The organism is Pantoea sp. JV6, from assembly GCF_025910055.1.
Taxonomy (GTDB): Bacteria; Pseudomonadota; Gammaproteobacteria; order Enterobacterales; family Enterobacteriaceae; genus Pantoea; species Pantoea agglomerans.
Genome location: NZ_JAPCIM010000022.1, coordinates 193735 through 216734, shown reverse-complemented (window position 1 = coordinate 216734; position 23000 = coordinate 193735). Strand labels below are relative to the sequence as shown.

The 23000-nt window shown below is 59.2% G+C and carries 19 protein-coding genes; 8 read left to right on the top strand and 11 right to left on the bottom strand.

All coding sequences use genetic code 11. The features are described from left to right. Nucleotides 1-146: 146 nt before the first annotated feature. The 5 genes from OK412_RS20855 to OK412_RS20835 form a co-directional block, all read right to left on the bottom strand. A complete protein-coding gene (locus OK412_RS20855; RefSeq protein WP_228312444.1) occupies nucleotides 147-1235 on the bottom strand; it encodes an MBL fold metallo-hydrolase in 1089 nt (362 codons plus the stop codon). Further along, nucleotides 1223-2962 (bottom strand): ABC transporter permease, encoded by a 1740-nt coding sequence (locus tag OK412_RS20850; protein ID WP_089414915.1) that lies wholly within the window; start codon nucleotides 2960-2962, stop codon nucleotides 1223-1225. Before OK412_RS20850 ends, OK412_RS20855 begins: the two co-directional genes overlap by 13 nt. Before the next feature lie 2 nt (nucleotides 2963-2964). Continuing rightward, the gene (locus OK412_RS20845; protein WP_061703100.1) at nucleotides 2965-3966 is read right to left on the bottom strand and encodes an ABC transporter substrate-binding protein; all 1002 of its coding nucleotides are present in this window, start codon (nucleotides 3964-3966) and stop codon (nucleotides 2965-2967) included. A 15-nt stretch (nucleotides 3967-3981) separates the two neighbouring features. Then, nucleotides 3982-5049 carry an ABC transporter ATP-binding protein gene (locus tag OK412_RS20840; protein ID WP_033769858.1) on the bottom strand — a complete coding sequence of 356 codons (1068 nt, stop codon included), beginning with the start codon at nucleotides 5047-5049 and terminating at the stop codon, nucleotides 3982-3984. Between the two features lie 133 nt (nucleotides 5050-5182). After that, nucleotides 5183-5782 carry a cupin domain-containing protein gene (locus OK412_RS20835; RefSeq protein WP_010249001.1) on the bottom strand — a complete coding sequence of 200 codons (600 nt, stop codon included), beginning with the start codon at nucleotides 5780-5782 and terminating at the stop codon, nucleotides 5183-5185. Between the two features lie 331 nt (nucleotides 5783-6113). Here OK412_RS20835 and OK412_RS20830 point away from each other — a divergent pair, with 331 nt between their 5' ends. Beyond that, complete coding sequence (locus OK412_RS20830; protein ID WP_010249002.1) at nucleotides 6114-6596, top strand: YlaC family protein; 483 nt, start codon at nucleotides 6114-6116, stop codon at nucleotides 6594-6596. On the opposite strand, the gene OK412_RS20825 is transcribed toward OK412_RS20830, so the two are convergent. From OK412_RS20825 to OK412_RS20815, 3 genes are all read right to left on the bottom strand, one after another. Further along, on the bottom strand, nucleotides 6593-7996 hold the full coding sequence (locus tag OK412_RS20825) for a PLP-dependent aminotransferase family protein (protein ID WP_010249003.1): 1404 nt from the start codon (nucleotides 7994-7996) through the stop codon (nucleotides 6593-6595). The two genes, OK412_RS20830 and OK412_RS20825, sit on opposite strands and share 4 nt — an antisense overlap. A gap of 125 nt (nucleotides 7997-8121) precedes the next feature. Further along, entirely contained in the window at nucleotides 8122-10368 is a 2247-nt protein-coding gene (locus OK412_RS20820) for a putative bifunctional diguanylate cyclase/phosphodiesterase (protein WP_264353508.1), read from the bottom strand. 153 nt (nucleotides 10369-10521) lie between these two features. Beyond that, nucleotides 10522-12603, bottom strand: coding sequence for a putative bifunctional diguanylate cyclase/phosphodiesterase (locus OK412_RS20815; RefSeq protein ID WP_264353507.1), 2082 nt, complete (start codon nucleotides 12601-12603; stop codon nucleotides 10522-10524). 543 nt (nucleotides 12604-13146) lie between these two features. On the opposite strand from OK412_RS20815, the gene OK412_RS20810 reads away from it, so the two are divergent. From OK412_RS20810 to OK412_RS20790, 5 genes are read left to right on the top strand one after another with little or no spacing between them, the layout of a single operon-like run. Then, nucleotides 13147-13716 (top strand): spore coat U domain-containing protein, encoded by a 570-nt coding sequence (locus OK412_RS20810; protein ID WP_264353506.1) that lies wholly within the window; start codon nucleotides 13147-13149, stop codon nucleotides 13714-13716. A 22-nt stretch (nucleotides 13717-13738) separates the two neighbouring features. Next, nucleotides 13739-14254 (top strand): spore coat U domain-containing protein, encoded by a 516-nt coding sequence (locus tag OK412_RS20805; protein ID WP_010249007.1) that lies wholly within the window; start codon nucleotides 13739-13741, stop codon nucleotides 14252-14254. A 25-nt stretch (nucleotides 14255-14279) separates the two neighbouring features. After that, the gene (locus OK412_RS20800; protein ID WP_010671112.1) at nucleotides 14280-14978 is read left to right on the top strand and encodes a molecular chaperone; all 699 of its coding nucleotides are present in this window, start codon (nucleotides 14280-14282) and stop codon (nucleotides 14976-14978) included. Nucleotides 14979-14985: 7 nt separating this feature from the next. Then, the gene (locus OK412_RS20795; RefSeq protein WP_264353505.1) at nucleotides 14986-17433 is read left to right on the top strand and encodes a fimbria/pilus outer membrane usher protein; all 2448 of its coding nucleotides are present in this window, start codon (nucleotides 14986-14988) and stop codon (nucleotides 17431-17433) included. After that, a complete protein-coding gene (locus tag OK412_RS20790; protein WP_264353504.1) occupies nucleotides 17430-18407 on the top strand; it encodes a spore coat protein U domain-containing protein in 978 nt (325 codons plus the stop codon). Before OK412_RS20795 ends, OK412_RS20790 begins: the two co-directional genes overlap by 4 nt. Here OK412_RS20790 and OK412_RS20785 read toward each other — a convergent pair. The 3 genes from OK412_RS20785 to exbB form a co-directional block, all read right to left on the bottom strand. Then, a complete protein-coding gene (locus OK412_RS20785; RefSeq protein WP_033758824.1) occupies nucleotides 18404-19726 on the bottom strand; it encodes an MFS transporter in 1323 nt (440 codons plus the stop codon). The two genes, OK412_RS20790 and OK412_RS20785, sit on opposite strands and share 4 nt — an antisense overlap. Before the next feature lie 235 nt (nucleotides 19727-19961). Continuing rightward, nucleotides 19962-20384, bottom strand: a complete 423-nt coding sequence (gene exbD, locus OK412_RS20780; RefSeq protein ID WP_010249013.1) for a TonB system transport protein ExbD — start codon at nucleotides 20382-20384, stop codon at nucleotides 19962-19964. Nucleotides 20385-20390: 6 nt separating this feature from the next. Beyond that, on the bottom strand, nucleotides 20391-21113 hold the full coding sequence (exbB, locus tag OK412_RS20775; protein ID WP_022623877.1) for a tol-pal system-associated acyl-CoA thioesterase: 723 nt from the start codon (nucleotides 21111-21113) through the stop codon (nucleotides 20391-20393). A 352-nt stretch (nucleotides 21114-21465) separates the two neighbouring features. Between exbB and OK412_RS20770 the strand changes: the two genes are divergently transcribed. Then, a complete protein-coding gene (locus OK412_RS20770; RefSeq protein ID WP_264353503.1) occupies nucleotides 21466-22437 on the top strand; it encodes a TRAP transporter substrate-binding protein in 972 nt (323 codons plus the stop codon). Between the two features lie 48 nt (nucleotides 22438-22485). Beyond that, nucleotides 22486-22992 carry a TRAP transporter small permease gene (locus OK412_RS20765; RefSeq protein ID WP_010671117.1) on the top strand — a complete coding sequence of 169 codons (507 nt, stop codon included), beginning with the start codon at nucleotides 22486-22488 and terminating at the stop codon, nucleotides 22990-22992. The last annotated feature ends 8 nt before the right edge of the window (nucleotides 22993-23000 follow it).

Sequence of the window (23000 nt, the reverse complement as noted above, 5' to 3'; positions counted from 1 at the left end):
CGGCTTAGGAATGTTCTTAATAGCGTGCGCAGACTACAGCCGAAAAGAGCTGAGATGACAAGCGCATTAAGAAGATTAATCAGTGTTTATAAGGGGTTTATCGGCAGCGGCGAGTAAATGTTCAATGACTCCGCGGTGGCGGCGCGTCAGGCGACCCGCTCCCAGCGCGAGGAGAGCGAATAACGGTGCTGCCAGCAGAGCATTGCCGGACTTTGGCTCATCAGCTGCTGGCACTCTTGCGGCGCGACAAACGCCGGGATCACTTTCTGGGCCGCCGTCTGTCTGATCAGCGCCAGCTGATCGTCGAGCGGCGGATGCACATTCCACGGCAGCCAGCGTGCCATGCCGGATTGCAGCATCTCAAAGGCACGGGTGCCGCTGGAAACGTGACTGCTGAAGATCAGACGAAAGTCGGGCTGATGGCTGAGCTGCGCCGCCAGCCCGCTGTCAGCCACCGCATCCGCCGCGACAATTACCGTATCCGGTCGCCAGTGGTCGGGTGTTGCGACGCGCAATAACCGGGCCAGCGCCAGCATCGCCGCGGCGGGCAGGCTGTTGAGCGCCAGCAACTGCGCCACCTCTTCGCGCACCTGGGGACACATCACTACCGGCAGCCCGCGAGCGCTGAGCTGCAGCGCCATCTCAGGGCCGCGCCCGTGCAGCGGCGCGGTGACCACGGCGCCCCCTTGTGCCACCAGGGCCAGCGCGTCGATCTGCTGCGCCAGTCGCTGATTGCGGTCGCCATAGGAACCATCGGTAATCAACAGCCGTGCGCGTGGCGGGCAATCAAACGGCAACAGCAGCGATTCGCGACTCCAGTCGCCCATATAGGTGATGCCACCTGCAATCGGCAGATGAAACCAGATCGATCCTGGCGAATGCCCGCTGCGACCGGTAAAGAGATTCAGCGGCCCCAGCGCGCACTGGCCGCGCAATGGCAGGATGCGTCGCGCCTGAGCCGGCACGCCAGCCTCGCCCAGCTGCTGCCAGGTGATCTCACTGGCATAGACCGGCGGTGAACCGATGTCGGCCCAGCTATCCAGCGCCGCCGCGTGATCCACATGGGAATGGGTCAGGCAGAGCGCATCGACCTGGCCGATGGCGTCCACTGCGGGCCGGACGCCCGGCTCCGGCCCGGCACCTAAATCCCATAACAGACGGTATCCCTCTATCTCCAGCAGGAAAGCGGCCGGCAGTTTTCCGCCGACGCCGCTGATCACCGTCAGGCTTGCCATGGCAGGACTCCCTGCGGCAGACGGCGCGTCAGTCGTGAGGCCAGTAGCATTAAGCCCAGCACGATCCCAATCATCAGGCATCCGACCGCCGCCGCCAGCGGCGCCGATCCGCCTTCGTCCAGGAAAATAATGGTCGGGCCAAGCGTCTGGGTTTGCGCGGTAACCAGCAGCACTGAAACCTGTATTTCATTCAGCGCGGTGAGGAACACCAGCAGCGCACCGGCCAGCACAGAAGGTGCCGCCAGCGGCAGCAGGATGTCAGTCATCCGCCGCATCAGACCCGCGCCGCATAAGCGCGCCGCCTCATCCAGTGACGGTTCGATTTGCGCGAACCCGGCCAGCGTCGGCCTTAACACCAGCGCCAGGAAATTGGCCAGATAGGCCGCGAGAATAATCCACACCGTTCCGTAAAGAGAAAATCCCAGCAGCGGCAGTGGCCGCAGGAAAAACAGCATCGCCGCCACGCCGGTGACAATGCCGGGCAGCGCATAGGTCAGCTCGCTGGCGAATCCCAGCCCCCGCACCAGCCGGGTACGATGCCAGCTGAGAAAGAAAGCCAGGAACAGTGCCATGACGCTGAGCAGCAGCGCCGTCAGGCCGGTGAGCCACAGGCTGGTAAAGAACGCCTGCCGTATCGCCGGATAGCCCCACAGCGCCTGCTGAAAATTCTCCAGCGTCAGGGTTTGCCAGTTCAGAGCCTGACCGAAACCGCGGGTTAAGGCGGTGGTCAGCAAGGCGCTGAGCGGCAGCAGCAAGGTGATCACCATCCACAGCCAGGCGATGATTTCGCCCGGCAGTCGCGCGCGCCGCAGCGGCTGGTGCCAGGGTCGTGGCGATCCGCTGACCCGGACATCGCGTCGTCCGCCCAGCCAGCCGCTAATCAGCATCCCGGCGAGGGTGATCAGCGCAATCAGCATCGAGTAGACGGCGGTATTGGGCAGCGCACCGGGGCCGAGGGTATTGAGCTGCTGATAAACCAGCGTAATCAGCGTCGGCACCCGCGCCGGAATACCCAGCATCGCCTGGATACCGAAATTCCCGACCGCAGCGACAAACGCCAGCGCCGCCCCGGCGAAGATCGCGGGGCGCGCCAGCGGCAGGATCACCGTGAACAGAATCTGCCGGGGTGATGCGCCGCTGATACGGGCCGCCTCCACCAGTTCGGCGGGGAGTCGACGCAGGCCAGCCCGCACCGTGAGGAACACCAGCGGCGCATTGTGCAGACCCAGCAGCAGTACCATGCCGGTCGCGGAATAGAGCGGTTGCTGACCGGGTGCCAGCCATGTCCCGCCCAGCGCATTCACCGCTGTGGCCAGCAGACTGCCCGGTGCCAGCGCCTGTACCCAGGCCAGCGCAGTCACCTGCGGCGGGATCATCAGCGGCAGGATAAAGGCGAATACCCAGGCCGCTTTGGCACGCAAATCAGTGAGCGCCACCAGCCAGGCGGCCACCGTTCCCAGCAGCAGCGACAGCAACGTCGCGCTGATGCCGATCGCCAGGGTATTCAGCGTGGCACTGAGCACCCGCCGGCTGGTCAGCAATCTAAGCAGGCGATCGCTATCCAGTATGCCATCCGGTGCCAGCGCGGTTCCCATCAGCCGGGCAAAGGGTGCCACCGACAGCAGGCCGATCACCAGCACCAGTATGCCCAGCACCAGCGGTTCCGCCCGCCATCTGCGATGCCTGGCGGCCTGGCCTCTTCGCCATTCGTTGCCCAGCACGCTCACGATCAGCCGCCAAACAGTTCAGTAAAGGTTTCGCGGACCTGAGCATCCTCGGCCACCGCTTTTGCCACATCCGGCGTCAGCAGCGTGATTTGCTCAATCGGCGCAAAGCCACTGGGTGCCGCCACGCGGGCATCGACCGGCCGGTTGCCCTGCTTCGCCACCAGCTGCTGCCCCGCTTCCGACAGCATGAAATCAACAAAGGCTTTGGCGGCCGGCAGATTATGCGCCGACTTCATGATCGCCACCGGCTCGGTCACATAGGAGACGCCCTCCTGCGGATAGACCAGATCGATGGGCGATCCCTGCTTTTTGGCGCGGATAATATCGGCATCCGTGATCACGCCATACTTATCCATGCCGCTGGCAACCGCTTTCAGCGCCGGTCCATTGCCGCCCTGTGGCGCAATGCCGATAGCGGCCAGTTGCTGATAGAACGCCCAGCCAATCGACGGAGTATGGATATCGGTATGCAGCTTATAGAGCGCCGCACCGGAATAGAGGGGACTGGGGACCGCAATCTGGCCTCTGTTTTCTTCTACTGCCAGCGCTTTCCAGCTACTGACCGGCTTCGCACGCTGGGTGTTATAGGCGATCACCGTGGCGATAATTTTGGTACCAAAAAAGGTTTTATCCGCATCGTAATAGGCAGGCTTCAGGTGGCTGACCGGGGCGGCCGGATATGAATAGAGCTGCCCCTCTTTCTTGAGTGCGCCCAGATTGATCGCGTCGGCCACCAGCAGCACATCGGGTTTGACCTGGCCGCTCATCATTTCAGTACGCAGCACGTTCATCAGTTGAGTGGTGCCGTTGCGGGTCCACTCCACCTCCACCGCCGGATACGCGGCCTTAAACGCATCGATGGTCTGTTGCGCAATTTCAGGTGCCTGCGACGTGTAAACCACCAGCTTGCCGCCGGGCGCGTCGGCCGCCTGCAACAGGGTTGAGGCCGCGAGGCCCGACAGCAACAACAGCGCGTGAAGCGGAGTACGAAAAGCCGTTTTCATGGTTTCTGAAACCCTTTATGCAGGAAGAATCCAGCCGTCATCGACGGCGACGCCGACGGTGTCATCCACCGCCAGTAATGCAGCATCATTAAGCGTCAGCGACAGGCTGACATCCGGTTGATTAAGCGGTCGAAGGTTGATCTGATGGTAGCCACCGCGAAAGATAATGCGCTCAACGCGGGCGGCAAACTGCCGCTCTCCCTCAGCGGCGAGGTGAAAACTGACGCTGTGGAAGCTGGCTTTGCCGTGTGGCAGCGGGCGCTGGTGAGGCGAGCAGCGCAGCAAAACCCGCAGCCCGCAGAGCGTGGCGGTTGCCTGACCCGGATCGAGCGGCTCAATGTCGCTGACCGGCAGCACCCGCCCCTCATCAATAAAGGTCGCCACCATCTCATTAGCCGGTTCGCGCCACAGGGTCTGCGGGCTGGCGAACTGCATCACTCTGCCGTGTTCGAGCACCACGATGCGGTCGGCCAGTGCCATCGCTTCGCGTTGATCGTGGGTGATATAGAGTAAGGTGGCGCCACTGTGGCGATGGAAGCGGCGGAACTCCTCTTCCATGGTGGCGCGCAGATGGACATCGAGGTTAGCCAGCGGCTCATCCAGCAGCACCAGCGTCGGCCGTGCCACCAGGCAGCGAGCCAGCGCCACGCGCTGGCGCTGACCACCGGAGAGATCGGCGGGTCGGCGGTCGGCGAAGCGATCCAGCCCGACCAGCGTCAGGGCCTGGGTGGTGCGCAGTTCGCGTTCTGCGCGCGCCACACCGTTCACCTTCAGGCTGTAGCCGACGTTCTCCGCGACCGTCATATGCGGCCACAAAGCGTAGTTCTGGAACACCACGCCGAGCTCGCGGGCTTCCGGCGGCAGGTGCAGCCCGTCTGCGGCAACCTGACGTTCACCGATGCGGATTTCACCGCTGTCGAGCGTTTCAAAGCCGGCCAGCAGGCGCAGCAGGGTGGTTTTGCCGCAGCCAGAAGGCCCAAGAACGGCGACAAACTCGCCCTGGTTAATCTGTAACGAAATCGCGTCCAGTACCGGCTGCGCGCCGAACGCTTTGCTCAGTCCGGTTAACGATATTGCCGCCATCTTACTCTGCCTTTGCCGTTAACATGCTGGGCAAAACGCTACGACAGTTTGATGACAGCCCGGTGACAGCCAGGCTTACGGGACGCGAAAGCCGGGCTGGCGGAGCGGCATCGGGGCGTGCTCGCCCCGTGGCTTACTGCTGGGCGGTGAGCGCCGCAATCGGCTGCCAGATCTCGGTTAATGCGCCCTCTTTGCCGGTAAAGGGATCCTGCGTCGGCAACGGCACTTTTTTTACCTGCTCCTGGGCCATTTTCAGCTTCGCGGGCTCATCGCGCAGCGTCTCCGGCGACATCCCGTGCGGATAGGCACCTATCACCATAAAATCTTCGCTGGCGCTGACCTGCCGATGGCCGACACCCGCCGGAATCAGGACCGCATCGCCTGCGCGCAGGGTCACCATGCGGCCACTGTCGCCGCCAAACAGCACTTCCGCCCAGCCTTCAGCGACGCCCAGCAGTTCATGGGTATTAGGATGATAATGGGTGTATGGGAAGATCGGATAGCGCCAGGCGGGTGGCCAGCCGTTCTCCTCAAAGGTTTTCTCAAACCACGCAGCGATCTCCTCCTCTTCCGGCACCACGCGCGGCCAGATAATCAGAGGTAACGGGTTATTGGGTACACCGCCCGACGGGCTGGCGAGCATCAGATGCTGAGGATTGTCAGAGGCCCCGGCCGAGAAGGTGCCAGCGGCAAAGGACATCATTAATAGCAGACTGGAGGATGAGGCACGCATACAGGTTCTCCGATGTTTTTCTAAGTGTGGCAAACCCGCGGTACAATGCAATGTGCGCCAGACGACACAATTGAGATAATTGACTGATATTGCTGACTAAAGCCAAATGTGTCGTTAACTATAGGGTCGGAGTGTGCCTGCGCGACGGCGGATAGCGGTTCTTACTGCGGCAAAGTGTTGCAAAATGTCAGGCGGAAAGTCACACAGGCGCCGCAGCCCGACGCCCCGGGCACTGTTGTATAAACTGTTATATAAAAAAAGCACAGATCTGTTTCTGATATGCTTGACTGTTATCTGTTGTAATAGCTAACAGATGACAGTGAGGTAACAAATGGACGCTATTAAACAAATCCTGATTGACGAGATCGCCCTGCTTAACCGCGAAGAACGTCGCGACAATTTGCCGCGTTTCAGCCTCTCGTTTCTGAAGAACCACCCTGGTCTCTGGGCAGTAATGTATCTCTGCTACGGCCTGTGCGTGGCGCTGATTTTCACCACCGAGATGCTCGGCTGGCCCGCCTTCTGGTTTGCCACCGTGTTTGTGCTGGTGATGAGTGTGCTGATGCTGCTGGATATCAACCCGAAATATCGCTTTGAAGATATCGATGCCCTCGACCTGCGCGTTTGCTACAACGGCGAGTGGTATTACATTCAGCCGGTGCGCGAACAGGCAATCTCACGCATTCTGTCGCTGCCTGAGACACCAGAACGTGTGAAGAGCGGTATCCAGCGTCTGCTGACGCAAAAAGGGGAAGTGGACTTCTATGATGTCTACTACCTGACCTGGGGCCATCAGGAAGCGGCGCGGGTTTAATCCGCCTGCCCTTCCGCCATCAGCTGACCCAGCTTCACGATTGCCGCCTCGGCCCGACTATCCCACGGCCAGGCGGTATTTAACCTGAAGCAGTGCCTGAACTGCTCACCTGCCGAAAATAGCTGCCCCGGTGCAATACTGATCCCCTGAGCCAGCGCCCGCTGATAGAGCCGGGTCGTATTGATGCTTTCCGGCAGCGTCACCCAGAGAAAATAGCCGCCACGCGCTTCGCTGACCGTGGCCTGCGGCGGCAGCACCTTCATTAACGCCTGGCGCACCATCTGCTGTCGCTTCGCCAGAATCTGCCGCAGCCGCTTCAGATGGGTGTCGTAACGCCGCGTGGCAAGAAAATCGGCCAGCGCCAGCTGCATCGGCGCACTGGTAGAGAGCGTGCTCATCAGTTGCAGCCGCTGAATACGCTGCGCATGCTGTCCCGCCGCGACCCAGCCGACGCGGAATCCTGCCACCAGCGACTTTGAAAATGAGCCGCAGTGCAGCACGTTCCCCTGGCGATCCCAGGCTTTCGCCGGCAGCGGCGGCGCATCACCCGCCCAGAGTTCGGCATAGACATCATCTTCAATCATCGGTACCTGATAACGCGCCAGCAGGGCGACCAGCTGCTGTTTGCGTTCCGGCGTTAAGGTTACGCTCAGCGGATTCTGCAGGGTGGTCATCAGCCAGCAGGCTTTCACCGGCCAGCGCTGCAGTGCTTCCTCCAGCTGGACGAGGTCGATGCCATTTCTGGCATCAACCGGAATCGCCAGCGCCTTGAGCTTAAGCCGCTCTATCGCCTGCAGCGCGCCATAAAAACTCGGCTGTTCAATCACCACATAATCGCCTGGCTCGGTCAGGGATTGCAGACTGAGGTTCAGCGCCTCCAGCGCTCCGCTGGTGATGACAATTTCATCCGGCGACAGGGTGATGCCCTGACGCGCATAGCGCTGCGCCAGCAGCTGTCGCAGTGTAGCGTTGCCGGGCGGCAGATTGTGCAGCGCATCGGTTGGGGTCAGATGATGAGAGACGTTAGCCAGCGAGCGCATCAGCTGGCGCTGCGGAAAGAGTGCGGGATCGGGAAAGGCGGAGCCAAACGGCACGATGGCCGGATCGCGCGTGGCCTGCAGCACATCAAACACAAAGTCGTTGATATCGACCTGTTCACTGATCGCCACGCTCAGCGGTGCGGGTGCTAAGGCACGCGGTGCAACGTAGTAACCCGACTGTGGACGAGAGACGATCCAGCCCTGACTCTCCAGCAACTCATAGGCATGCAGCACCGTCATCAGGCTGACGCCCTGCTGCGCGACCTGCTGACGCAATGACGGCAGACGGGTGCCCGGCAGCCAGATGCCGGCCTCTATCTGCTGCTGAATCTCATCCATCAATCGCTGGTATTTCGCCACGGGTGACCTCTCCTTGTTTGACCGTGAATAGTCTGACCGCGAGACTTTACCACGCACGGCGACCAATGACAGGCGGCGCGAATCGCTTTATCCGATTGCGCTGATTCTTCACGGCTTCAGGCAGGTCAGATCACAGCGACCTGCGGCGTCAGCGGCTGCCCGGCTTCGGCTTCGGATTCGGCTTCGGATTCGGCTTCGGATTCGGCTTCGGATTCGGATTCGGATTCGGCTTCGGCTTCGGCTTCGGCTTCGGCTTCGGCTTCGGCTTCGGCATTAAGACTCACTTCCGCAATCACCTCTTCAATTTCTGCCACCACATAATCAGCCAGCTCCGGCACCCGCTCCGGGGGAACCGGCTTGCCCAGCAGATAGCCCTGCAGCGTATTACAACCCAGACTGGTCAGGAAGGCCTGCTGCTCAGCGGTTTCAACGCCTTCGGCCACCACTTTCAATTGCAGCGACTGCGCCAGCGCCACTATCGCCGACACGATGGTGGCATCTTCTGTGTGATGCTGCAGCTCATTCACAAAGGCCCGGTCAATCTTGAGTTCACTGGCCGGTAGCCGTTTCAGATAGAGCAGGCTGGAGTAGCCAGTGCCAAAGTCATCAATTGAAGCTTTAACCCCGAGCTGGGTCAGCTCAGTCAGAATACGCACGCTCTCATCGGGATCGCGCATCGCGGTGGTTTCCGTCACCTCCAGCGTCAGCAGTTCGGCCGGAATCTGATGTTTTTCCAGCGCATCCACCACCGTCTTCACCAGATTCGATTGCTCAAACTGCAACGCCGACAGGTTCACCGCCACCGACCAGTGCGGATGGCCCTGCAGATGCCACTGGCGCAGCTGGCGACAGGCTTCATGGATTACCCAGTTGCCGATATTGACAATCATTCCGGTCTTTTCTGCCATTGGCAGAAATTTATCGGGCGACAGCAGGCCGCGCTGCGGATGCTGCCAGCGCAGCAGCGCCTCAAAACCGAGAATCGGACCGCTCGGCGCGCAATATTTTGGCTGATAGAACAGGCGCAGTTCATCATGATCCAGCGCCTGCCAGAGATCGTTATTCAACTGAAGCTGGCTCTGGGCCTGAATGTTCATTGAAGGCTGAAAGAAGGTGTAGCCGTTGCGGCCATTATTTTTGGTGTGGTACATCGCCGCATCGGCGTTGAACATCAGTTCGCGCTCATCCACGCCATCGCCGGGATAGACCGCGATGCCAAGACTCAGCGATACCACCAGCTCATAGCGTGAGATATCAAACGGGCGATCCACCGCTTTGACCAGCTTATCGGCGATGGCCGCCGCATCATTGGGATCGTCGATCTCTACCAGCAGCACAAACTCATCACCGCCGAGCCGCGCCAGCGTGAAGTAGCCGGTCATCTGCTCGCTCATGCGCTCGGTCACGCCGACCAGCAGACTGTCGCCAATGTGGTGCCCGAACGCGTCGTTGACCGCCTTAAACCCATCGAGATCCATAAACATCAGGGCAAACTGCCTCTGCTCACGGTTCGCTTTGTTAATCGCCTGCTCCAGCCGATCCTCCAGCAGGATGCGGTTGGGCAGTCGCGTCAGGTTGTCGTGCAGCGCCAGCTGTGCCAGCTCGCGATTGGCTTCAGCCAGCGAACTGGCGAGAATCGAGGTACGCGCCTGCATCCGCGCATCCAGCATCGACACCAGCAAGGTAATGCCCAGAATCGAAATAGTGACCACCGTGACCAGAATCGCCAGCCAGTTGCTGTTGACGCCCTGCCCGACCGGATGACTGTGGACGGGAAACTCTGCCGCCATCATGCCGGTGTAGTGCATGCCGGCAATAGCACAGCCCATCACCACCGATGCGCCAATGCGCAGCAGGGTGACCCGACTGGTCTGTCCTTCCCGCAGGTTAAACGCCAGCCACAGCGCGGTGCCAGAGGCGGCCAGGGCGATCGCTACCGACAGCGCCACCCAACTCCATTTCCAGACGATACCGGGGGAGAACATCAGCGCCGCCATGCCGGTGTAGTGCATCGCGACTACGCCGCTGCCGAGGATCAGCGCGCCGCCCGCCAGGCGCGGCAAAGGCAGATCGCCATTGCAGACCAGCCACAGCGCAAATATCGACGCACAAACCGCGATGGCCGCAGAAAAGGCGGTGAGCCCGGCGTTGTAGCTCATGACCATCTCCATGTTCATCGACAGCATGCCGATAAAGTGCATCGCCCAGATGCCGATGCCCATGGAAAAACCGCCGCCGAACAGCCAGACCAGCGCAACTTTGCCGGTTGAATGCACCACCCGTCCCGCCATATCTAAGGCGGTGAACGAAGCCAGCATCGCGACAAGAACGGAGACGATGACGATAAAAGAGTCGTATGAGGTCGCTAACATAGTGCATTCCCGCGAAAGCAGAGCTTGTGGTTGGGCAGAGGGTTTTAAAATTATTCTCTTAGTTATCGGCACAGCCCGGCGGTTAATGAGCCGCGAACCCTGCATCCTTCCACTCATTCTGAGTGATGAAATCTATCGTTGCTGTCAATACAGTCAGCCGGACAGTGACGCCACCGGCTGTCGCAGTGAGGGAAAACTCAGCGCCTCAACCCGGTCCGCTGGCGTCGGCTTGCCCAGCAGATAGCCCTGCAACGCATCAAAGCCTAAGCTGGTGAGCAAATGCTGCTGCTCTTCAGTCTCCACCCCTTCCGCCACCATGCGCAGATTGAGGCTCTGCGCCAGGGTCAGCATGGCGCTGACTACGGTCGCATCTTCACTGCCGGGCCGCAGGCAGTTGATAAAGCTGCGATCAATTTTGAGTTCACTGGCATCCAGATCTTTGAGATGCAGCAGGTTGGCATAGCCGATGCCGAAGTTATCAATCGCGACGCTGACACCCGCCTGCTGCAATTCACGAATGCGCTGCTGGCTGAAAGCGGGATCGCGCATGGCAATCGCTTCAGTGATCTCCAGCATCAGCGCGCTGCCTGGCAGTTGGTTACGCGCCAGGGTCTGCGTCAGGATAGTCAGCAAATCACGCTGGTGAAACTGCAACGCGGAGAGATTCACCGATACCGTCCAGTCACTGTGGCCCTGGCTGTGCCATATCCTGAGCTGACGGCAGGCCTCCCCGATCACCCAGTTACCCAGCGCAATAATCTGACCGGTTTTTTCGGCGCGCGGCAGAAACAGCTCAGGCGTCAGTAAACCGCGCTGCGGATGCTGCCAGCGCAACAACGCTTCGAATCCCATTAACCTGGTGCCGCCGGAACAGAATTTGGGCTGATAGAACAGCCGCATCTGCTCGCGCTCTATCGCCTCCCACAGATCGTTCGCCAGCTCCAGCTGATGCTGCGTCGCGGCGCTCATGGCCGGTTCAAACAGGCACCAGCCGTTTCGTCCGCTGTGTTTGGTGTGGTACATCGCCGCATCAGCATTAAACAATAGCTCCTGCCGGTTGCGACCGTGCAGCGGAAAGATCGCAATGCCCGCGCTGAGTGAAACGTGCAGCACATAGCGGTCAAGTTCAAACGGCGAACTGATGACTTTAACCAGTTTTTGCGCCAGCTGGCGGGCTGCGCTGATATCGCACTCAGCCATCAGCACAAATTCATCGCCCCCCAGACGCACCAGCAGCATCGTGTTGCTGAGCTGGCTACACAGCCGTTCCGCCACCGCCACCAGCAACCGGTCACCGACGTGATGTCCCCATGTGTCATTGACCGCTTTGAAGCCATCGAGATCCATATAGATCACGGCAAAGCGATGCTCATTAAGCATCGCCTGTTTAATGGCGAGATCGAGCTGCTGCTCCAGCATTACACGATTGGGCAGCGTGGTCAGGTTGTCATGCATCGCCAGCTGACGCAATTCCTGGTTAGCGCGATTGAGGCGGGTCGCCAGACGCGCGGCGCGTAGCTGCGCATCCAGCATCGAACTCAGCAGAGTGATACCCAGAATAGTCAGGGTAATCAGCGTTACCCACACCGCCAGGCCCGCATTACTGACGCCGTGCGGCTGCATCATACTGCTGTGGCTGAACTCTGCTGCCGCCATACCCACATAGTGCATACCGGCGATGGCGATGCCCATTACCAGAGAGGCCAGCCCGCGCATCAGCATCAGATGATGATCGCCCTGGCGCAGATGAAAGGCCAGCCACAGCGCCAGGCCAGAGGCCGCAAACGCAATCAGCACAGAGAGCGCCACCAGCAGCGCATTCCACTCCGGTTGCGGTTCAATCAGCAGGGCATACATACCAAGATAGTGCATGACCACCACACCCGCGCCCAGGATCAGCGTGCCGCGCAGCAGCCGCTGGCGGGTGAGATGCAGGCCACCCACCGTCTGGCCAAAAGCCAGCACAGACGCCAGGATCGCCACCAGCAGCGAGAGGATCGTCAGCCGCGTGTCATAGCGCATCATCATCGGCAAGATCATCGCCAGCATCCCGATAAAGTGCATTGCCCAGACGCCAATCCCCATTGCGATGCCGCCCACCAACAGCCAGAACCGGGCGCTCCAGCCACGGGATACCGCCACTCGTCCGGCGGTATCCAGGGCTGTAAAAGAGGCAATGAACGCCACGATCAGCGAAACGCAGATCAGGACGCTATCCCAGGTGACAGGCAACATGTGCAACTCCTCACCACCCGCGGAGAAACGGGTGCTGTGTACAGTCTGATAAGTGATCTGAAAACACCCGATGGGTGAAAGTGATTAAATTTCGGTATTTTCTGGTCCTGAAGGTCAGGCAAAACGCGCCCGCCGACGCTGGCCATTTATAACCTGCATCTTATTAACCGCCCGCAGAGCAAGCCGGTAAACCGTTATTATGTCTGATTGGTACAGGAACATATCACCGAAGCAGAAAGCATGCCAGATACCGAAAAAACAAAGAATTTTGTTTTATCGCCTCGTCTTCGCGCCTTGCTGTTACTGGGTTATCGGCCGGAGTGACGTTTTGATTAATCAAAAATAAATAGCAAGGCTTCGCGTAACGCTTTAACTGATCTATAGTAAGTAAAACTGATATAAATCAGCATTCTTAAGTCTAAGATTTTTCTTAAGATAGCGGCACTGCCTACCTTGTTATTTTATTTCCTTTATTTTGGGTTGAATCGTTAATAAACACCGGGTGAAAAAGCACTGACTCTGGATAATCCGTAAGGAAATATTATGAAACTCAAGCTTTTTCTGTTTGCCGCTGCAGGATTAACTGTCGCTATTCCGTCATTAACCCAGGCGGCGACGACCTCGGGAACCATCAATGCCACGTTAACCCTGACCACCGGTTGTCTGGTGAACGGCCAGTCGGCTACGGCGGGCGTTAACTTCGGTACCCTGAACTTTGGTAGCAGCGCAGCCACGTTCGATACCCTGAACGCCACACTGGTCGGTGCGGCTGGTAACGGTATTTTTGTGCGCTGCACCACCGGTCAGGATTACAACGTGGTGGTCACCAGCAGCAATGCTGCGCCAGCGACCATCTACGGCACCGCCTCTGCATCGCCGCGTTATCTGGTACTGGGATCGGATAATGCGCAGGGCATCGCCTATACCCTCTACAGTGACGCCTCCTTTACCACGGCGATCGCCAACAATACGCCTATCGCCACCAGCGGTACTACCGATCCGACGCTGGGGACCAACTACGCCATCTATGGCCGGGTGGTCGGCGGCGGCTTTAACCCCCTGATCCCTGCCGGAACCTATACCGACACGATTAACGTTGCCGTGAACTATTAACTGCTGTCGCAGGTAAATACGGGTGGTTCTCTGGCGATCCTGCCTGACGATCGCATGCGGTCTGCCCCTGCTGACAGGGAGTATCAGCGCCTGGAGTCTGCCAACCAGCACCTTCCAGGTTACCGCGTCGATTGTGGCAGGCTGCGTGATATCCGGTACCAATACCGGCGTCTTTGGCACGCTTAATTTCGGTACGCAGTCTGGCGTGGCGGCGAATACCGTCAACGCCAGCTATCTGCAGAGCACCTCGATTAATCTCGCCTGTACGCCGGGCACCACGCTGAGCATGAGCATTAATCAGGGCAACAATTTCACCACGACCCGTAACCTGAAGCTGCCCAATTTCAGCAACACCGTTCCCTATACGCTCTTTAGCAACGCCAGCCGCACCACGGTGATCCCCGTGAACCAGGCGGTGCCGCTGAGTTATAGCAATGCCAATAACATTACGCTGCCGATCTACGGTCAGCTACAACTGCCCGGCACTGCGCGCGCCGGCGTTTATACCGACACGCTGACCGTCACCCTGAGCTGGTGAGGTGATAGAAAACAAGGATATGATCATGAAGCCACTGCGCGCCCTGTTGCTGCTGCTAAGTTCCACCCTGCTCTCCCCGGCCTTCGCCGCGAATTCGGTCATGATCTGGCCCATCGATCCCGCCATTAATCCTGAAGAGAAAGCCAGCGAACTCTGGCTGGAGAATCGCGGTAACAGCACCACCATGATGCAGATCCGCGTCTTCAGCTGGCAGCAGAACAATGGCCAGGAGCAGTATCAGACTCAGCAGCAGGTAGTCGCCAGCCCGCCGATGGTGCGGATGGAGCCAGGCCAGAAACAGCTGGTCAGGCTGATTAAACAGACGCCGCCTGCGGCCGGTAAAGAGCTGGCCTATCGGGTGGTGCTGGATGAGATCCCGACCCCGCGAAATCCCGGCGAGAATCAGGCCGGGCTGACCTTCCAGATGCGCTATTCGGTGCCGCTGTTTGTTTATGGTACCGGGCTGAACACAGACAGCGCTCGCCCGGCTCTGCGCTGGCAACAGGTCAGCGAGGGCGGCAGGCGCTGGCTCCAGTTAACCAACAGCGGCAGCGGTCACGCCCGGTTAAGCAATGTGGCGATTGGCGGTCGCAAACTGGGCGAAGGCTTGTACGGCTATGTGCTGGCTGACAGCTATCACCGCTGGCCGCTTACCTCGCCAGTGAGCGGCGAACTCACCGCAGAGGTTAACAAGAGCCAGTGGCGCAGCGCTGCCCAGAAGTAAGCGCTGAATGAGACCGTTTTCCCTGCATCCCTGCGCGCTGGCCGTGGCCAGCGTTATTTACGCTTTTACGCCGGATCCTGTGCTGGCGGAGACTTACTCATCCCTGCCCCCGCCGCCCAGCCTGCAGACCAGCAGCAACGGTCAGCAATATATGCTGGAGCTGGTGATTAACCAGCAGGAGAACGGCAATATTGTGCCAGCAGAGCAGCGCGACGGTCATTTCTGGATTCGCAGTGGCGATTTGCAGCGTGCCGGCCTGCCAGCGGATAAGCTGGGCCAGCAGCCGCAGGTCGATGTCAGCAGCCTGCAACCCATCAAAGTGGAGTATGACGCTGCGCGACAGCGTCTGCTGCTGACCGTACCGCCTGAGTGGCTGCCCGGTCAGGTGATTGGCGAGGCGAAGAACGGACCGCGCTATCCGGGCCGTACCAGCAGCGGCGCGCTGATGAATTATGATCTTTACGCCAGCCGCACGGATAACAGTGGCTCCCGCCTGTCCGCCTGGAACGAACTGCGGCTGTTTGGTGATGCCGGTCATTTCTCCACTAATGGCGTCTGGCAACAGCAGCTGGAAGGCAGTACGACTTATCAGGATGATGGCTATATCCGCTACGACACCTGGTGGAGCAATGAAGATGAGAATGCGGCGGTAAGCTGGCGGGTCGGCGATCTGGTCACCGACTCGCTGGCCTGGAGCAGCAGCGTGCGTCTTGGTGGCATCCGCGTCGGTCGCGACTTCAGCGTCCGTCCCGATCTGGTGACCTATCCGCTGCCCGCTTTTTCCGGTCAGGCCGCCGTGCCTTCCACCGTCGATCTCTTTATCAACGGCTATCGCTCCAGCCAGGCGAACGTGCAGCCTGGCCCCTGGTCGATGACCAATGTGCCATTCGTTAACGGCGCGGGTGATGCCGTGATCACCACCACCGATGCGGTTGGCCGCCGTGTTACCACCACCATGCCGTTTTACGTCTCCAGTAACCTGCTGAAATCGGGGCTGTCGGACTACGCCTTCTCTGCCGGGGCAATCCGCGAAAACTACGGCATAAAGAACTTCGATTATGGTGAGGCAGCGGCCAGTGGCTCTTATCGTTACGGTATGACCGACTGGCTGACGCTGGAGAGCCACGCCGAAGGCAGCGAAACGCTGGCGATGGGCGGGCTGGGTGGTCAGCTGCGCGTCGGCAGCTGGGGCGTGGTCAACGGCGCGGTGGCGCAAAGTCAGCTCGATGGCGAGAGCGGCAGGCAATATAGCTGGGGATATCAGTACAATAACCGCTGGTTCAACATCGGCACTCAACAGACCCAGCGCAGCAGCAACTTCGGCAATCTGGCGCTGGTCGGCAGCCGTGCCGGTAGCCAGGCGGATAGCCGCTACGCACTCTCACGCCGCAGTGCTCAGTACAGCGCCAGCGTCTCGCTGAACCGCTTTGGCAGCGTCGGTGCTGCCTTCATCGACATCACCGACGGTCAGGGCGATCGCACCCGGCTGTGGAACCTCTCATGGAGTAAAAACCTGTGGGGTAACAGCAGTCTGTATGTCTCGGCCAGCCGCGATCAGCAGGAGAAAAGCTGGACCGGGGCGATTTCGCTGGTGATCCCGTTTGGCGAACAGGGCAGCGTTGCCCTCAGCAACGAACGCGACCAGCGTGGCCGCGACAGTCAGCGCGTTTATGCCTCACGCGCCATGCCCAGCGACGGCGGGTTCGCCTGGGATGCCTCCTGGGCGAATCAGAGCGGAGACAGCGGCGATTATCGTCAGGGCAGTCTGCGCTATCGCAACAACCAGATTGATACCTCGGCGGGCTTCTATGGCGATGATGATAACCTCACCCAGTGGGCCGATCTCTCGGGTGCGCTGGTGTTAATGGACAACAGCGTCTTTGCCGCTAACGAGATCAACGACGCCTTTGTGCTGGTGAAGACCAACTATCCCGACGTTAACGTGCGCTACGAGAATCAGTCGATGGGACGCACCAATCAACAGGGTTATCTGCTGGTGCCCGCCATCAGCAGCTACTACCCGGCCAAATATGATATCGACACCCTCGACCTGCCGGCAGATATGACCACGCCACGGGTTGAGCAGCGCTTTGCGGTGAAACGCCAGAGCGGCTATCTGCTCAACTTCCCGGTGGAGAAACTGCGCTCAGCCAGCGTAATCCTGGTCGATGCGCAGGGCCAGCCGCTGCCGGTATCAAGCCTGGTGCAGCGTCCCGATCATCCCACAGAGTATGTCGGCTGGGATGGCATCGTCTGGATGGAAGATCTCGCCGCCAGTAACCCGATGCAGGTGGTGACGCCCGATGGCCGCCAGTGCGAAACCGAACTGCGCATCGCCAGCGGTCAGCCGCAGGCGCTGAAAACTTACGGCCCCCTGACCTGTGCGCTGCCCGCCCCTGCCGCAGGCAGCGCCCCCTCTCCCGCTGAATCATTTACGTCCGGAAACCGACCATGATGAAATCTGTAATACTGGCTGGCCTGCTGCTGTTACTGCCGTCGCTGGGCTACGCCGCCTGCGCCCTGCCCGCATCGACCGCCAGTTTCGGTTCAGTTACGACCTTTGTGGCGAACACCACCGTCAGTTCCACCACCACGAATGCCAACGTCAACTGTGGCGCGGGTGCCGGGCTGTCGCTGCTGGGCAATAACCAGATCACCTTTCAGCTGACGGGCGCGAGCAATAGCAACGGCACGCGCGGTACTCTGAAACGCAGCGGTGGTACCGGCAGCGATAATGTGCCGGTGCGGCTCTGCACCGACACGGCCTGCGCTACCGAACTGACGATTGGCGGCACGCCATTTGTCTATGGTTCGCAGACCCTGATCAACCTGGCGGGCTTGCTGGGCAGCCTTAACTTCGCCATCCCGGTCTATCTGCGCACCGTTCCCGGTCAGGTGGTCGCCGCCGGGACGTACCAGCTGACGCTGAATATGGCCGTGACTTATCGCATCTGCACCAGCGTTGCGATTGGCAATATCTGTTTAAGCGAGCAGAACGGCAGCGGTGTCATCCCGATTAATATCACCGCCATTCTTACCAATGACTGCACCACCATCACCGCGCCGAATATCAGCTTTGGCAGCGCGCCGCTGGTCGGCAGCTTCTCCGCCGTGTCACAGACCATCAACGTGTTGTGCAGCAAAGGCAGCACCTATACCGTCGGGCTGAGCAACGGTAGTTATCCGGTGGGCAGCGTCAGGAATATGGCGAGCGGCGCGAATCGGCTGAGCTATGAAATTTATAAAAGTACCACCAGCAATCGCTGGGGATCGGCAGGCACTGAACGCTGGAGCAGTACCACCTCGACGGCGGTATCCACGGATGGACTGACGCGCGGTTTTAACTACACCGCGCGCATCCTGACCACGCAGAACACGCCGCCAGCCGGAAACTACAGCGACAGCGTGGTGGTCGATTTGTCGTTTTAGAGTGAAGCACTGACCGGCGTGCCGCTGTGACGGGTCTGATACTGCTTCACCATCCGGCCAATCAGCAACGTGCCGATCAGCCCACAGACTGCGGCAAAGGTCAGCCAGACGCCCGGCATCGCTTTGTCACCGGTGGCATGGATCAGGTAGCTGGAGATGGCAGGCGTAAAGCCGCCAAACAGCGCCGTCGCCAGGCTGTAAGCCATGGAGAAACCGGCGGCGCGCACCTCCGCAGGCATGATCTCCGCCAGATAGACCACCATCGCACCGTTATAGCTGGCATAGAGAAACGACAGCCACAGTTCCGCTTCCAGCAGGTGGGCGAAGCTGGCCGATCCCACCAGCCAGTGCAGCACCGGCCAGGTGGTGACAATCATCAGCAGGGTAAAAATGATCAGCAGCGGACGGCGTCCGACGCGGTCTGACAGCGCCCCCATCAGCGGCAGCCAGATGAGGTTTGAGACACCGACACAGAGCGTCACCAGGAACGCCTGCTTGTCACTCATCATCAAGACCGTTTTACCAAAGGTCGGGGTAAAGGCGGTGATCATGTAGAACATTACCGTGGTGGTGACCACCATCAGCATCCCCGCCAGCACCAGCGCCCAGTTGCTGGCGACCGACCGCATGATTTCCGTCATGCTCGGATGATGTTTACGTTTGCTGAACGCTTCGGTCTCTTCCAGCATCCGGCGGATATAGAACAGGAACGGCACAATCAGACAGCCGACCACAAACGGGATACGCCAGCCCCACTCCGTCACCGCCTCTTTCGCCAGCAGATGATTCAGCATCAGACCCAGCAGAGCAGCAAAGATCACCGCAATCTGCTGGCTGCCCGACTGCCAGCTGACGAAAAAGCCTTTGCGTCCTTTGGGCGCGACTTCGGCCAGATAGACCGACACGCCACCCAGCTCCACGCCCGCCGAGAAGCCCTGCAACAGCCGTCCCAGCAGGATCAGAATCGGCGCTGCCACGCCCAGGGTGGCGTAGCCCGGCACCAGCGCGATGGTCAGGGTGCCCATCGCCATTAAGCCCAGCGTCAGCAACAGCCCTTTACGACGACCATGATGGTCGATGTAGGCACCGAGGATGATCGCCCCCAGCGGGCGCATCAGGAAGCCGGCACCGAAAGTCATCAGGGTCAGCATCAGGGAGGCAAACGGGTCATCGCCGGGAAAGAAGGTTTTTGAAATGGCAGTAGCGTAGTAGCCAAACACCATAAAATCGTACATCTCCAGGAAGTTACCACTGGTGACGGTGAAGATGGTTCGGGCGGCACTTTTCGGCGGCTTTTGTAAAGACGGGGTGTGACTCATAACGGCTTCCTGTTGTTTTTTAGCCGTTTTAGCCTGCCTGATGCGGGATTAATGTGACCTGGCTCACCATTGCACTTTACAAATCTATGTACATAAGTAACAACCAATTAACAATTCAGCTCAGGCAGCATAAGTGATTACCCTGGCCCTGATTTGCCTGATTTTATAGGGCTGGAGAGCAGCCATAAAAAAAGGCGACCTGAACAGTCGCCTTTTTCCTGAGCCGGATAACCCGCTATTTCTTCACGGTTTCCATGCCCATCAGACCAATTTTAAGATAGCCCGCCGTGCGTAGCTTATCCATCACGCTCATCAGCGTTTCATAATCGACTGACTTATCCGCCTGGAAGAAAATGGTGGTCTCTTTGTTGCCCTGGGTCTGGTTAGTCAGCACGTTAACCAGCGACTCCGGCGTGACCTGATCGTTACCGACGTAAAGCTGCTTATCCGCTTTAATCGACAGATAAACCGGCTTTTCCGGGCGCGGCTGTGGCGCGCTGGTTGAGGCGGGCAGATTGACGCGTACGTCGACCGTGGCCAGCGGCGCGGCCACCATAAAGATGATCAGCAGAACCAGCATGACGTCGATAAACGGCGTCACGTTGATCTCATGCATTTCACCATCCGTTTCCAGATCGTCGTTTAATCGCATTGCCATAAGAACTTACCCTAAGCGCAGTTTCTGAGCCGTCGCAGGACGCGGAACATCAGTGGCGACGGTGCCCAGATCGATATCACGGCTCTGCAGCAGCATCACCTGAGCGGCGACATCACCCAGCGAGGCTTTGTAGTTGGCGATCATGCGGGCAAAGACGTTGTAGATCACCACCGCCGGAATCGCAGCGATCAGGCCAATCGCGGTTGCCAGCAGCGCTTCGGCGATACCTGGTGCAACAACCGCCAGGTTCGTCGTCTGGGTTTTAGCGATGCCGATAAAGCTGTTCATGATGCCCCATACGGTGCCGAACAGGCCGATAAACGGCGCAACCGAACCGATGGTGGCCAGGAAGCCATTGCCCCGGCCTGCATGGCGGCTGAACGCAGCGACGCGGCGCTCAAGGCGGAAACTGGTACGATCTTTAATCCCGTTGGTATCTTCCACGCCAGCCGACAGTTCAAGCTCATTCTGCGCATCATTCAGCAGCACCACACTGTGGCTGTGACCGGTAAACGACTGGGCAATGCGGGCGGCGTCATTCAGATTGCGGGCTTCGCCCAGCGCCAGATGCTCGCGCTTCAGACGGCGCTTAGCGGCGCTGAGTTCGGCATATTTGCCGAAGAAGATCGCCCAGGTCACCACTGAGGCCAATAACAGGCCAATCATGACCACCTTTACCACGATATCGGCATGTTGATACATGCCCCAAACGGAGAGGTCCGTTTGCATCAAATCACTGGCTACCACGCTGCTTCTCCAACTTCTGATTCAGGGATGCGAGACAAGCGCGAATAATAGCAAAACGACGGCGAATTGATAGTAGTTCTCATTAGTATTTACAAAGCTGATCGCCGCCATTTACCCGCAATTGACCAGGTTTAAACACTTTTGACAAGGATGTTTCGAAAATGTGAAGTTGCATGAAAATTTATTAAAACAACGTTTCAAAATGTGATGGCATTCATTCAATCAGCATTGCCGCATTTTACTGGCGCGCGTTTTCACTATGCTGGCTCCACACGGTTCTCTCCGGTTAGCCCCCGACGCCGGACGCCGTCCTACCTCTGCGGGAGACAAAATAATGAGAATGACGAAAACATGCCTGGCCAGTGCCCTGGCGGCGATGATGATGAGCGCCACCGCCACGGCACAGGTGATCAAAGTGGCTGAAGTCCAGCCTGCCGGTTATCCGACCGTGGTCGCCCTGCAGCACATGGGCGACAAACTCAAACAGGCCACCGATGGACGGCTGGAGATGAAGCTCTTCGCCGGTGGCGTGCTGGGGGACGAAGATCAGACGCTGCAACAGGTGCAGCTGGGCGCAATCGACATGATCCGTGTGTCGCTGGCGCCGGTCACCTCGATCGCCCCGGAAACCAGCGTGCTGACCCTGCCCTACATTTTCCGCGACATTGACCACATGCACAAAGTGCTGGATGGCGAGATAGGCCGCGAGATTGCCGACAAATTCGATAAAGATCCCAACGCCCGCATGGTGTTCCTGGGCTGGACCGATGCCGGTGAGCGCAACATGATCACCAAGAAGCCGCTGGCAAAACCGGAAGATCTGAAAGGCATGAAGATCCGGGTGCAGAACAGCGCCATCTCGCTGGCGACCCTGAAAGCGATGGGCGCGAATCCGGTGGCGATGGGCGTCAGTGAAGTGTTCAGTGCGATGCAGACCGGTGTGGTCGATGGCACCGAGAACAACCCGCCTACTTTTGTCGCCCATAACTATATGCCGGTGGCGAAGTACTACACCCTCAGCGGCCACTTTATCCAGCCAGAGATGATCCTGTTTTCAAAACGCGCCTGGGATCGCCTGAAACCTGAGGATCAGGCGCTGCTGAAGAAGCTCGGCAAAGAGGCGCAGGATGAGGAGCGTCAGCTCTGGGCGACCTATACCGAGCAGTCGATCGCCAAAATGAAGGCAGGCGGCGTCACCTTCCAGCAGACCGACCGCGACTACTTCGTCAAAGCGACCCAGCCGGTGCGCGATCAGTTTGGCGGCAGATATCAGGATCTGATGACCCGGATCGCTGAGGTGAAATAACCCTTCCGCGCCACACTGCCGTGTGGCGTGCTTAATCAGGTATCAATTATGGCCGCTTATACACGTCTGATGGATGGGCTCTATCTGCTGTGCATGCTGATTGCCGCCGTGGCACTGATGATTATGGTGACGGTGATCCCGATCGGGATCTTCGCCCGCTACGTGATGAACGGCGCGCTCTCCTGGCCGGAACCGGTGGCCATTATCTGCATGATCATTTTTACGTTTATTGGCGCACCGGTCGGACTGCGGGCCGGAACGCATATCTGCGTTTCGATGGTCACCGATCGCCTGTCACCCGCCCGACAGCGCCTGATGCTGCGCGTCAGCGATCTGCTGATGATCATCACCTGTCTGGTGATCTTTCAGGCCAGTTACAGCCTGTGCGAAGCGATGTGGGTGCAGACGCTCGCTTCATTACCGGCAGTAACTTACGGCGAGATGTATCTGCCGATTCCGATTGGCGCGATCTTCACCCTGCTGTTTGTTGTTGAGCGATTGCTGACCGGCGATCAGAGCCAGCGGCCGATTGTCACCCTGGGCGGCACCCACTAACGCGGAGC